This is a genomic window from Aquimarina celericrescens (assembly GCF_042682765.1).
GTDB lineage: Bacteria > Bacteroidota > Bacteroidia > Flavobacteriales > Flavobacteriaceae > Aquimarina > Aquimarina celericrescens.
In genome coordinates this window covers 134,239-147,572 of sequence record NZ_JBHUHY010000034.1, presented here as the reverse complement: position 1 = coordinate 147,572, position 13,334 = coordinate 134,239, and the positions used below count along the sequence as shown (strand labels likewise).

At 34.0% G+C, this 13,334-nt stretch carries 13 protein-coding genes and 1 pseudogene; 11 read left to right on the top strand and 3 right to left on the bottom strand.

The genetic code is table 11. The features are described from left to right. Nucleotides 1-31 precede the first annotated feature (31 nt). On the bottom strand, nt 32-454 hold the full coding sequence (locus ACFSJT_RS20235) for a DoxX family protein (RefSeq protein WP_378322178.1): 423 nt from the start codon (nt 452-454) through the stop codon (nt 32-34). A gap of 106 nt (nt 455-560) precedes the next feature. Beyond that, nucleotides 561-1,733 (bottom strand): heparan-alpha-glucosaminide N-acetyltransferase domain-containing protein, encoded by a 1,173-nt coding sequence (locus ACFSJT_RS20230; protein ID WP_378322176.1) that lies wholly within the window; start codon nt 1,731-1,733, stop codon nt 561-563. Nucleotides 1,734-2,028: 295 nt separating this feature from the next. On the opposite strand from ACFSJT_RS20230, the gene ACFSJT_RS20225 reads away from it, so the two are divergent. The 3 genes from ACFSJT_RS20225 (at nt 2,029) to ACFSJT_RS20215 (ending at nt 3,915) form a co-directional block, all read left to right on the top strand. Beyond that, nucleotides 2,029-2,409, top strand: a complete 381-nt coding sequence (locus tag ACFSJT_RS20225; RefSeq protein WP_378322175.1) for a DoxX family membrane protein — start codon at nt 2,029-2,031, stop codon at nt 2,407-2,409. 218 nt (nt 2,410-2,627) lie between these two features. Next, the gene (locus ACFSJT_RS20220) at nt 2,628-3,242 is read left to right on the top strand and encodes a deoxynucleoside kinase (protein WP_378322174.1); all 615 of its coding nucleotides are present in this window, start codon (nt 2,628-2,630) and stop codon (nt 3,240-3,242) included. Nucleotides 3,243-3,258: 16 nt separating this feature from the next. Then, nucleotides 3,259-3,915 (top strand): DUF2461 domain-containing protein, encoded by a 657-nt coding sequence (locus tag ACFSJT_RS20215; protein WP_378322173.1) that lies wholly within the window; start codon nt 3,259-3,261, stop codon nt 3,913-3,915. A gap of 16 nt (nt 3,916-3,931) precedes the next feature. Here ACFSJT_RS20215 and ACFSJT_RS20210 read toward each other — a convergent pair whose 3' ends face one another. Beyond that, nucleotides 3,932-5,185, bottom strand: coding sequence for a 3-deoxy-D-manno-octulosonic acid transferase (locus tag ACFSJT_RS20210; protein ID WP_378322172.1), 1,254 nt, complete (start codon nt 5,183-5,185; stop codon nt 3,932-3,934). 106 nt (nt 5,186-5,291) lie between these two features. On the opposite strand from ACFSJT_RS20210, the gene ACFSJT_RS20205 reads away from it, so the two are divergent. The 8 genes and pseudogenes from ACFSJT_RS20205 (at nt 5,292) to ACFSJT_RS20170 (ending at nt 13,099) form a co-directional block, all read left to right on the top strand. Then, the gene (locus tag ACFSJT_RS20205) at nt 5,292-6,461 is read left to right on the top strand and encodes a DegT/DnrJ/EryC1/StrS family aminotransferase (RefSeq protein WP_378322171.1); all 1,170 of its coding nucleotides are present in this window, start codon (nt 5,292-5,294) and stop codon (nt 6,459-6,461) included. A 234-nt stretch (nt 6,462-6,695) separates the two neighbouring features. Beyond that, nucleotides 6,696-7,970 (top strand): metal-dependent hydrolase family protein, encoded by a 1,275-nt coding sequence (locus tag ACFSJT_RS20200; RefSeq protein WP_378322170.1) that lies wholly within the window; start codon nt 6,696-6,698, stop codon nt 7,968-7,970. 82 nt (nt 7,971-8,052) lie between these two features. Next, nucleotides 8,053-9,246: a hypothetical protein gene (locus tag ACFSJT_RS20195; RefSeq protein ID WP_378322169.1), complete on the top strand. Its 1,194-nt coding sequence runs from the start codon at nt 8,053-8,055 to the stop codon at nt 9,244-9,246. A gap of 64 nt (nt 9,247-9,310) precedes the next feature. Beyond that, nucleotides 9,311-9,914: pseudogene (gene nudK / locus ACFSJT_RS20190) on the top strand (GDP-mannose pyrophosphatase NudK). Nucleotides 9,915-10,282: 368 nt separating this feature from the next. Continuing rightward, the gene (locus ACFSJT_RS20185) at nt 10,283-10,456 is read left to right on the top strand and encodes a hypothetical protein (protein WP_378322168.1); all 174 of its coding nucleotides are present in this window, start codon (nt 10,283-10,285) and stop codon (nt 10,454-10,456) included. A gap of 349 nt (nt 10,457-10,805) precedes the next feature. After that, nucleotides 10,806-11,114 carry a hypothetical protein gene (locus ACFSJT_RS20180; protein WP_378322167.1) on the top strand — a complete coding sequence of 103 codons (309 nt, stop codon included), beginning with the start codon at nt 10,806-10,808 and terminating at the stop codon, nt 11,112-11,114. Between the two features lie 126 nt (nt 11,115-11,240). After that, nucleotides 11,241-12,053: a hypothetical protein gene (locus ACFSJT_RS20175; protein ID WP_378322166.1), complete on the top strand. Its 813-nt coding sequence runs from the start codon at nt 11,241-11,243 to the stop codon at nt 12,051-12,053. 881 nt (nt 12,054-12,934) lie between these two features. After that, nucleotides 12,935-13,099 (top strand): hypothetical protein, encoded by a 165-nt coding sequence (locus ACFSJT_RS20170; RefSeq protein WP_378322165.1) that lies wholly within the window; start codon nt 12,935-12,937, stop codon nt 13,097-13,099. Nucleotides 13,100-13,334: the final 235 nt, after the last annotated feature.

Sequence of the window (13,334 nt, the reverse complement as noted above, 5' to 3'; positions counted from 1 at the left end):
TTTTTATTTTGATTAAACAAATATTTATCGCTTATTGTTGCATTTTCAAGTAGTAATCCACGGAATGCTTACCTGATCCGTATAATAAAAAGAAAATACATAAAAGAAAAATAACACCGGCTATAACAAGGTTTGCAGTATTCATCTCACCGATAAAATTAATTAATATAGCTCCTATCAACAATGGAAGTTGTGCCAGAACAGACCATCTGGTGAGTAATCCAAAAGCTATTAATATTCCTCCTATTAAATGAGCAGGCGCTACATAATGAATTATGATCATAGCACCTGCCAAATTCTGAACAGGTTTAATAAGGTCAACAAGAATCTGACTATTACTGATAAAGTTTATCCCTTTTATAAATAGAAATACACCTAAAGCGATTCTTAACAAATCCAACGGGTAATACGTATGCGCATTCGCCCATTTATTCAATGATTTTATAGTTGGCATGACAAACGAGTATTGATTAGACCACTATAAGATACTGATTTTTAATTCAATAAAAAATAAGGATTATAAAGAAAGGAGTGTTAAAAGTCTAATGTTACCGTTCTGCCTATCTAATGTTTCTATACTTTCTAACGATTTGATTTTTAATACTTAAAAACACCTCTGGTATATTAATCTGAATAATTTTATAAAAAGATTCTAATCCACAGTGCAACTGAAGTTTCATTTTATCTTCATACCTATAATAATATAATACCAAAGCACAAATGCCCATTACAAATAAGAAAGCACCAATTGTAACTTCGAGGGGTGATAAATCATGATAGAAAAAACGATTAAGTCCGAGTCCGAACCAGCTCCCATACAGTACAAAAAAATGAATAATATAAATTGAAAGTGTTCTCCTCCCTATCTTAGTTATTAAAGGATGTGACATATAGTTTTTAGCTAAAATAAACAAGGTAAAAAGTATACATACATTTCCCAGTCTAATAAACAAGAAGTTGTTATATGCCACTGATTTAAAAATCACAATATCTGTAATACTGTGTAATGACATTAATATACTTGATGAATAGAAGATCAGTGCCAATCCGACGAATAACAATATTAAAGCAGCGTAAAAATAAAATTTCTGATAGTTTGCATATTTCAAAAATAAAGTCCCCATAAAACTTCCAAAACACACATAACCAAACCAAGGAAACAAGGTAAAAATAGATCCATTTACATTGGTAAAATAATTAGCAATCGTCTGTGGCAAAAACTCAAGTATACATCTACTGTATATAGGCTGTAACAAAAAAATTGCCACACCTAAACCTAGCATTGTATTCTGAAACAATTTCCGATTGGAGCGATACGATATCAAATATACCCCTATTAACAATAATAACGACGTACCAATACATTGTAATACATCTACATAAAAAAATGAAGGGTTTAAGGTGCCTGTAAAAACGGCATAAAAGCTCAAACGAAGTAAATATCCCCAAAAAATAATCTTAACTGCTCTTTTTACACCTTTTAAAACCCTTGGATTATCTAAACCAGAGGTTCCCTGTTTTAATAATAAGTATGTAAAAATAAAACCGGTAATCGTAAAGAAAGTGGGAGCCGTCATTCCCCTGAAGTATTCCCATATACTGTAAATAATATTGCTATTATCTCGATAAGTATCACCCAACAGAGCATGTACAAAATGCCCCTGTAGCATCATTACAATAGCAAATGCACGTATAGCATCTAAAAAATACAATCTATTGGCCGGTTTGGTCATGATCGCGGTCTTTGGTTAGTTATTGCCCCCAAAACGTCTGATGAGATACAATATTGCTTAAAAAAAGTGCAATATTACTCTTTTTTATTTGTTTTTAAGCTGATTATAAATCATTTAAAAAGAATTCAAATTAATTTTGTAGGATTTTACGTTAAAAATAACTGCCAAAATACCCATTATCACTGTTTTCTACGGTTTTCTTCTATGGAAACTGGAGGATAATCATTTAGACTCCGGCAATTTAAGAAAAATTAACACGTTACCTATTAGTATTAACAACCAAAAAATTCAATCTATGAATCCAAAAGTAATCTTGGGAATCAGAATAGTTTTTGGCCTGGCCATTCTATTCTTTGGGTGCAACAAATTGTTTTATTTTATGGACCCACCTGCACCATCAACAAAAATTGCAGGAAGCTTTTTAAGAGTTTTAGTATCTTCCAAAACCATGATGTTGGTAGCAATTGTTGAAATTTGTGCTGGAATCGCATTATTAGCCAACAGATTTGCCCCTTTAATGATGGTAATTCTAATGAGCATATCGGTTAATGCCTTTTTATATCACATCAAATTAGATATAAAACACTGGTATGTTGGTGTGGTATTTTTAGCGCTTAATGTTCTTATGTTGTATATTTATAAAGATCGCTACAAAGAATTACTCAAACCGCAGTAGTACATAATTTTATATAAAAAAGATGCTTAACAGCATCTTTTTTTAGTTTTGCCTATTTAGATTCAAGATTTTATAGAACACTCATTATGTTTGGCAGATTGTAATTTATGAAATTTCTCTTCTCTATAAATTCTTATCAATCCCTTTTATGTTACTCATAAAATCCATTATATTTACCGCCGAACTCATATACTCAACCCCAAGAAAAATAATCAATTATGCATATAGCTATAGCTGGAAATATCGGTGCAGGAAAAACTACATTGACCCGATTGCTTGCTAAACATTATAAATGGGAAGCTCATTTTGAAGATGTACTAGAGAATCCGTATTTAGAAGATTTCTACAATAAAATGGAACGCTGGTCTTTTAATCTTCAGATTTATTTCTTGAATAGTCGCTTTAGACAAATCCTGGATATTCGCCAAAGCGGAAAAGATATCATCCAGGATCGAACCATTTATGAAGATGCTTATATTTTTGCACCAAACCTTCATGCCATGGGACTAATGACCAATCGTGATTTTGAAAACTATAGATCACTTTTTGATCTTATGGAAGATGTAGTAGAGGGGCCGGATCTTTTAATTTATCTTAGAAGTAGTATTCCTAATCTAGTGGCCCAAATCCATAAACGAGGGCGGGAATATGAGAATACCATAAGTATCGACTACCTTAGCAGACTTAATGAGCGTTATGAGGCCTGGGCTCATGATTATGACAAAGGTAATCTTCTTATTGTTGATGTAGACAATGTTAATTTTGTTGATAATCCTGAAGATCTTGGTAATATCATAAGCCGTATTGATGCCGAGTTGCATGGCTTATTTTAAAGGATTTTGAATAGTTATGGATTTTGCTTCACTATTTCAGTTTCTTGAAGATTTACAAAAGAACAATCATAAGGAATGGATGGATGTAAACCGAAAGCGCTATCACGCGGTTAGAAATTCATTTGTACAATGGCTCGATGCACTGGACACAAAACTGGCAACCATAGACCCAGAATACTATCCTACCCCAGGTAAAAAGGGAATTAATCGTATTAACAACAACCTTCTTTTTCATCCAAATAAACCTGTATATAAGGATCATTTTGGTGCGGGATTGGATCAAAAAACCAAACAAGGGGATTTTTATATTGAAATCGGTATCTCTCAATGTCTATTGGCCGGAGGATATTGGCGACCCGAAAGCAAAATACTGAATAGCATTAGAGAAGCCATTGATTATAATGGCGAGGAACTGGTTAAAATTTTAAATAAAAAAAGCTTTAAAACCACCTTCAGAAATTTATATCCTGATGACGGTATGCTAAAATCTTCTCCAAAAGGATATCCCGCAAACCACGAACATATAGATTTATTAAAACATAGAACATTTGCTGTAATTCACGAATTAACCAGAGAAGATGTTCTTAAGGGCGATTTTACAGAGAAAGTCATTGAGGTTTACAAAGAAATGCTTCCTTTTAGAAGATATTTGCGACAAGCGGTTACCGTTTAATTTTGTACTTTGGAGATCATTTTGAGACTTTTTCGATTTTCTTATCCAAATATTCGGTAATTATTGCTGTAGCCCCGGTATTACTATTTATAAAGTGTCCTGCGATCATACCTGTTTTTTCTCTAAACTTTTTGTCTCCTACAAGCTTACTTATAACCTGTGAAAATTCTTCAGAACTTGATACCGAAAACAATCCGGCTAATTTCTGAAGTTGCTTAGCTTCTCTAAATTTTTCAAAATTCTTACCAATTATAATTGGAATCCCAAAAGTTGCCGGCTCTAAAATATTATGCAGACCTCCTGTCCCCATGGCACCTCCAACATAAGCAATATCACCATAACTATAAACACGTGATAAATATCCAATGGTATTCATAATGAACACTTCATACTCTTTTAGATCTTTTTCATCCTTTTCAGAATATAATACGGTTCTCTTTTTGATCTTTTGTTGTAAAGCACTCATATTACCACTCTTAAATTCATGTGGAGCAATAATAAAGCACACTTCTTCTGAAGCATGGTTTATAAAATTTATAAAAATCTCTTCATCCTCTGGCCAGGAACTCCCAAAAACAACACAAAGCCTGTCATCAATAAATTCTGAAATAAAATCTACATGATTATCCATTTCAATTTGATGGGATACCCGATCAAAACGCGTATCACCACTTAAAGTAACATTATCAAAACCTTGTTTCTCGATTAATGACTTGGATATTGCATCCTGAACAAAGAAGTGGTCAATAGTTTTTAGTGCTTTTCGCATAAAGCCCCCATACCATTTAAAAAAGGCTTGATCTTCTCTAAATGAAGCAGAAATAAAAACAGCCGGAATATGAGTAGCTTCTAAAACCTTTAAATAATTAGGCCAAAACTCATACTTTACAAAAACAGCAAGTTCTGGATGTACAAGTTCCACAAATCGTTTGGCATTTGCTTTAGTATCCATAGGAAGATATACAATTAAATCTGCAAGTGTACTGTTTTTTTTTGCTTCGTATCCTGAAGGCGAAAAAAAAGTAACCAATAGTTTATGATCGGGATATTTCTTTTTTAAAGCTTCCATAACAGGCACACCTTGCTCATACTCACCCAAAGATGCACAATGAAACCAGAGGATACGATCCTCGGCGATTATTTCTGCCTTTAATATTTTGAAGCTGTCTTTTCTTCCATTTACGAATAATTTCAGTTTAGGGGTCCACCATCCCATAAGAGGAAGAATTCCATTAAAAATCGAAATAAAGATGTTGTATAAAAAACTCAAAAGCAATATTCTTTAAGAACTGCTAAAATACATTTCTTTTATCTAAAATTGCATTGGCTATAGTATCAATATTTTGTACTTTCGTGAGGTTACAATACATGCATACATGAAGAAAATACAAATGGTTGATCTTAAAGGTCAATATGAGCAAATTAAAGAACAAGTAAATTCATCTGTACTTGATGTTATAAATTCAACAGCTTTTATTAACGGTCCCGAGGTTCATAGTTTTCAAAAGGAATTAGAAGAATACCTCGATGTAAAACATGTGATCCCGTGTGCTAATGGTACAGATGCTTTACAAATAGCAATGATGGGACTGGGACTACAGCCAGGTGATGAAGTGATCACGGCAGATTTTACTTTTGCTGCGACTGTAGAAGTTATTGCATTATTACAATTAACTCCAATATTAGTTGATGTTGAACCTGACTCTTTTAATATTGATCCCGAAGCCATCAAAAAGGCAATCACACCAAAAACCAAGGCAATTGTACCTGTTCATCTATTTGGTCAAGCTGCCAATATGGATGAGATTATGGCAATTGCCAACCAACATGATCTTTATGTAATTGAAGATAATGCTCAAGGTATTGGATCTTCTTATAAATTTTCAAACGGTACTACAACAAAAACAGGAGCTATTGGTCAAGTAGCCTCTACCTCATTTTTTCCATCCAAAAACCTAGGGTGCTACGGTGATGGTGGAGCCATTTTTACAAACGATGATGACCTTGCTCATACTATTCGTGGTATTGTAAACCACGGAATGTACAAAAGATATCATCATGATGTCGTAGGTGTAAACTCTCGCCTTGATTCTATACAAGCTACCATTTTAAGAGCCAAACTTCCTAATCTTGATCATTACAATAATGCCAGAAGAGCAGCCGCCAGAAAATACAACAAAGCTTTTGAAGGAGTTGAAAATATTATCACCCCAAAAGTCAAAGGAAATAGTTGTGGCACAGATGAAAATACTATTTGCGACACATGCAATTGCCATGTATTTCATCAATACACCTTAAGGATAACCAACGATAAACGTGATCAGCTGGTGCAGCACCTTAATGATAACGGGGTTCCATGTGGGGTTTATTATCCAATTCCTCTTCACAGCCAAAAAGCGTACCAGGATACAAGATATAATGAAGCAGATTTCCCAATAACTAATCAATTAGTAAAAGAGGTGATCTCACTTCCTATGCATACCGAATTGGATGACGAACAAATTGAATTTATCACCAAAACTATTAAAGATTTTGTAAGTCAGTAAACCTTATTTCTTCCCTTCTCATCAGAGGATAAGATCCTTACCCTTTTATGTTTGGAATGCATAGAACCAATTGGTGTTTTGCTAAACCGATCAATTACTCTATATTTAACATAGATAAACACTAAATATTCACGCGAATTCTTATGAAATGAGCTATAACGATTTGGTAAACACTAACCGACATGATTATTGGCGAATTCCATCGGACAACTAAAAAATAATACAAATAAACAGATGAAATATACATTCATTACGCTAATAATGCTTGTCTGCACTACTATTCAAGCTCAAGACATCTATTTACAATGCGGGAAATTAATTGACACCAAATCAGGCAAAGTTCTTGCTGAAAAAACTATAGTAGTTTCGGGAAATAAAATTTTAAAGATCGAAGATGGCTATGTTGCCGGTAAAAAAGATGACACAACCATTGACCTTAAAGATAAAACGGTTATTCCTGGTTTAATTGATATGCATGTACATATCGAAAGTGAATCTAATCCAAAAGCATATTTAGAACGTTATACGAATAATGAAGCAGATGTTGCGTTTAAATCAGTTGGTTTTGCTAAAACTAGCTTAATGGCGGGTTTTACAACGGTACGTGATCTAGGAGGAAGTGGAGTTAATATCGCATTAAAAAAAGCAATTGCTCAGGGAAAGATTGACGGCCCCAGAGTCTTTACCGCAGGTAAATCCTTGGCTACCACCGGGGGACATGCCGATCCTACCAATGGATCCAGAAAAGATATCATGGGTGATCCCGGTCCCAAAGACGGAGTAGTAAATAGTGTTGAAGATGCTAAAAAAGCTGTTCGACAGCGTTATAAAAACGGAGCCGACCTTATCAAAATTACAGCTACAGGTGGCGTATTAAGTGTAGCAAAGAGCGGGTCTAATCCGCAATTTACTATTGAAGAAATCAAAGCAATCTGCAAAACAGCAAAAGACTATGGTTTTCATGTGGCCGCTCATGCACACGGAGATGAAGGAATGCAGCGAGCGATACTTGGAGGTGTAAAGACGATAGAGCATGGTACATTGATGAGCGAAAAAACCATGGATTTGATGAAACAATATGACGCCTATCTAGTGCCCACCATAACCGCAGGTAAAGAAGTTACCGAAAAAGCAGCTATAGATGGTTATTACCCTGCCATTATTGTTCCCAAGGCTCTAGAAATTGGTCCAAAGATTCAAAATACCTTCAAAAAAGCATATGATCGCGGTGTAGGTATCGCGTTTGGTACAGATGCAGGTGTGTTTCAACATGGCCAAAACGGAAAAGAATTCGGCTATATGGTAGAGGCCGGAATGCCAGCCATGGCAGCTATACAAAGTGCAACTATTACCAATGCAAAAATCCTGAATATGGAAAATCAACTAGGGCAAATCACTGCTGGTTTTCTAGCAGATATAGTAGCGGTAAATGACGATCCAACCCAAAAAATCAATACTATGGAAAATGTTGTTTTTGTGATGAAAGATGGAAAGGTGTATAAACAATAATTAGCATGAAAATAATTTCAAATTATCAAGAATATCGTCTTGTTAGTTGCAATCAGCCGGATCAAAATCAATAATTTTCCGAATGAAATACTATCTCCCGATACTATTACTATTATTCTTCTCTTGTAGGGCACAGGAGAAACCTGAAAACCAAAAAATCTATTGCTTAGGGCAAAATATACCAAGCAACATTCCTGAAATTTTTGGAGCAGGAATTATATCTGTCGAGGGTAGATTCGAAACGGGTTTAACAATTTCTCCAGACTGTAAAAGCATCGCTTTTGGAGTATATCATGAATCGAAATCAGAAGAAACATGTATCTATCTTATGAACTACGTGAGCGGAAAATGGACTACCCCAACAAATACCTTCCTACCTGATAATGTGAATACATTCTATCCCATGTTCGATCCTTTTGGAAATACACTTTATTTTGTAAAATCAAAAGAGGGATCAGAAACAGATTTGTGGAGTGCTACATATGTAAACAATAAAGCAATAGACCCTCAACCTCTCAATTCGATATTTAATTCTAACTCAAGAGAAGCAGGTCATGGTAAATCAAAAAACGGTTCTTTTTATTTTACCTCTAACCGAGATGATCAACATCAATGCTGCGGTGACATATACCGCTCAGAGCCTGAAAAAGGAAATTATACAAAAATCCAAAAAGTGAGTGAATTAAGTTCGAGTGCAGACGAAGAAAGCCTCTTTTTATCACCGATGGGGGATTATATAATTATTCAAGCTTGGCAATACGAATCTGACTCAAAACATGACCTCTTCATAAGTTACCTAACCAAAACTGAATCATGGACAGTTCCCGAACGATTGGATTCTGAAATAAATGGCAAAGAGATTGAGCAACGGCCATTCATATCATCAGATAATCAGTATTTATTTTTTAGTCGGATAAGTATTCCCCCAGAAAGCGGTAGTGACCATTATGAATCTGATATTTACTGGGTAAGCACTGCATCGGTGTTCAAACCTTTTCCTTATCACCCTATTCCTGTAAAACATTTAGAATATAATGAATCCTTTCAGATACAATTGCCAGAGGATATGTTTAAGGATGTAGACAACAATATTATTTCTTATGAATTATCTCTTAATAATAGTTTAGACTTACCAGAATGGATACGCTTTGACGAAAAAAAATTATTACTCATTGGGAGTTGGAGAACCAAAGAACCGGCAATTTTAAAGATTACTGCAATTGATGACTACGGAAATAAGAGTGTCCTACCCCTCCTGCAAACCAAAAATAACTAAGACTATGCATAGCATTGAAACGCTTTTATACTTGGCGATATTGGATATTAGATAAATTTATTCCATGGAAAATAACACCATCAAAATCATCCAAACACAAGTATTATCAGAATATTGGTATACACTTCATAAAGTGACTTATGAATACCGAACTAGAAATGGAGAGGTAAAAACACACATGAGAGAGGCATATGACAGAGGTAATGGAGCGGTCATTCTTCTTTACAACACAACTTCAAAAAAAAATCATACTTACCAGACAGTTTAGACTTCCCACTTATATTAATGGTAATGAAAGCGGAATGATGATCGAAGCTTGTGCTGGCTTGTTAGACGAAAACAATCCTGAAGATTGTATTATAAAAGAGACTGAAGAAGAAACCGGCTACAAAATATCGAAAGTTAACAAAGTTTTCGAATGCTATATGTCTCCTGGGGCTGTAACAGAAATATTGCATTTTTTTATCGCCGAGTATACTCCCGAAATGAAAATAGGAGAAGGTGGCGGACTTGCAGAAGAACAGGAAGATATCGAGGTTCTTGAATTAGCTTTTGATGAGGCTCTGGCCATGATGGCTTCTGGCGAAATTAAGGACGCCAAAACAATACTACTTTTGCAGTATGCACAAATACATCGTATACTACATCATTTTCAGCAGATTGGTTAATCTTTTTAGTTGCTCTGGACTAGCAAATCATGTTAATGATTACATTTTAGCAGCTCAACTTTTCCTCAAATTAAGGATAATCAAGTCAACTTTCTAATAAGTCTGATGATCTTTAACTATAAACTATAAACAGTCTATTATTTACTTAAGCAGTCCATTTACAAAATCAATATTTTAGTCATTAAACAATTAGCATATCTTGAAATGAAATATTTTGATTCTTTATTTAGAAAAAAAGATGTACCATCAAACCGTCTCAGAATATTCCAGTAAACGAAACCAAGAATATTAAAATTCTGTAGACCAAGGCATACCCTTGAGTGCCTATAAATGTTCAAGCAATACTTATTATCAAAAACAAAATTGTTATGAAAAATCTTAAAATCAACGATGTAAAAATCATTAGTAAATCACAACAGAAATTTATTAGTGGAAGCTTTAATCAAGATCATTTTGATTGTATATGGACTTGTGGAGCTATGTATGGAAGTGATGCCGAAGCTGAATACAGATGTGTAGCGAGATGCGCTAGATTTCTCTAGGATCGACGTAAACCTAGGAAGAAGTGTGTAGAGAATAGAATTTATCTTAGAAAAGCTATTCTCTACACACTTTTTTATTTCACTAAAAAAATGGACTAGACTTCTGTTTAATGTGCGACTACAACATATACAATCGATTTGTTAATAAATCACTACCACTTTAAGTATACATTTGGTACACTTATCTAAAACAATTAATCACAGCATCATTTTCTCATTTTGGCATTGATTCTCATCTACAAATTACAATGATTCTGTTATTCCCTTAAACAGTCCATCTACAAAATCATCATTGCAGCTGGCGAATACTGATCGTATTTTCGGGATCTAATTTTAAAACCTTATAAAAATGAAAACTAAGTTTTTAACCCTGGTAACCATGCTCTTTCTGGGTTATGGTGTACAAGCTGCATGTACGGTAACAACAAGTTGCGGTACATTTAACTTTCCTAATGCTACCAGCGTTAGTGTTAGTCAATCTTCTAGTAATGGCCAGACCATTGCGGTGATTAGAGATCAAAACGGTAGAGTATTGAAAAGACTTCGAGGAGAATGTGCAAACAATATCAGTACGAGTTGTGAAGGTTCTGGTGGGGACATTGATTTCTGTGATGCTATTCCAGACTCGTTAAAACCGTATTTCCCTGATTGTAATTAAAACCTATAAAGTGGTTCCATTTTCAAAGTTCGTTAAGAAAATGAAATCACTCTATTTAAAAGGCTATTTATAATGGAAATAGGATAGCCTATCATATAATGACTCATTAATTAACTCTTATATACCATGAAAATTAAAAATTTTAGTGTTCTAATATTGTGTACAGCATTCCTTTTTTGTTGTGAAACAGAGAATTCAGATAATCTTATCTATGAGAATTCTAAGTTAGAAAATCAAAAATCAGGCCCGATTTATCTAGCCCAAAATTTTGATAAACAACTATCAAAAGAAGAGGCAGAAAAAAATGCAAAGATGTATTTGCAACTTAATCATGAAGAGATGGCCATTTTTATTGAAGAACGATATAAAATGTCATTGGCAAAAGGCACCAGAGAAAGTGATGCTGACCTGGCAAAAGATCTAATGCATGAGATCAACGATTATTTAGACAATGAATATCAAGAATCTTATGCCAGTGCAAGTCCAGATCAATTTCTACTGGCTTATGAAACCATTATTCAAAATAAAAACATAGAATCAGACCAAGAAATAAATGAAAAGTCTTGGTGGGGTTGTAGTTCATGGTTTAGAAGTGGAAGAACCCCTGTAACCGGTGGTTCTGGTACCGGAATACAACAATCTCTATCTTTTAAGGGAGAATTTAAACTTAATGGTTCTGGGGATTGTGATTTTGTGTATAGAAGTTCGCCATACCGTAATTCTCTTACTCCAAAACGTATTTATGGGGCAACTTCAAAATCTTTTGCCGCATTAACCGCTAGAGGGTCAAATAATAATTCATCTAAAGAAGTAGCTGTAGGCTTTACTCAAAAATCATTCGAATTCTTGATCGGAAAAGGTCGAGTACTACAAGCATACGGGTTATTTAGCAACGGTCAACAAGGCTTTGCGAATGACACGAAAATATTATTATACTAAAAACAAGACATACACTTGAGTGTCTATAAATGTTCAAGTAATATTTATTTTAAAAATTAATCTATTATGAAAAATTTTAAAGTAGATGGTATGAAGACCATCAGCAAGTTTGAACAAAAATCAATTAGCGGCGGATCGAATATCACTAATTTAATGCACTACAATTTGTGTAGGGCTGCATGTAGTGAAAGTACTGTACTAAGCGGATCATCAAAAATGGCTTGTTATAATAGATGTTATGAAAGATACATGTTAGGATAGCTTTAATATTTTAATCACTTCAAAAAAGCTTATCAAATATCCCGTTGCGCGTTATGAAAGAAATGTTATGAAAAAGGATCAAATCAATTCGATTGATTTTCTAAATGAAATAAAGAAAATAGTATCGAGAATCTTAGTATAGCAGGATCAAAATGCACAACGGGTTTTCTATCTATAAAAATCCACTAAAAACTGCATTAGATTAGAAAACAGAAAGTGTAGCAACGCTTTTACGTGAGTTCGATATAATTAAACTAAAGACCAAAAACCGTCAATTCGAGCGATTTTTTGGAACAAAGTGAAAAAAATAGCATCGACCCTTTGTCAGGCTCAGGATGACGATGTTTTTGATAATAAAAATACTGTTATCGATAGCTCTGTTGAGCGCAGTCGAAGTACTCGAACTGACGTAATTTTCTTATATCGAACTCACGTTTTTAAGAGCTAAACTTTCAATTTGTAATGTTGTATAACTACTCTGCAACGGAGTAGAAGCTGCTGTGCTATTGTGGTAAAAATTCATAAAATAACCCATAAATAGCCTTTATAACTATAAAACAGACATACTCTTGAGTGTCTATAAATGTTCAAGCATTATGTATTCTTAAAATCAATTTATTATGAAAATTTTAAATGTAAAAAGGGTAAAAACCATCAGTAAATTAAAACAACGTTCTATTTCTGGTGGTAATGCTCATCAAGATTGTGTACAATGGTGTATAGACTATTATTCTGGGCAAGCATTAATGGACTGTTGGGATGATAATTGCGCTATACCTACTTGAAAAATCGGGTATATAAAACTGATTAGTCCTAAATAATCGATACAGATTATTGCTAGGTTAAATTTATTATTTAATTCCTAATGAAGCTAGCTTCATTAGGAATTTTAATTTTATACTGCATAAAGTCCTTAAATTATCGGGAGTTAGTTGATTTTTAAATGGCCTGCACAATCAAGTTTTCTAACTCCCTATTAATTTCAACAAAATCTAAAAAAACTCATCCACCGCTAAGTTG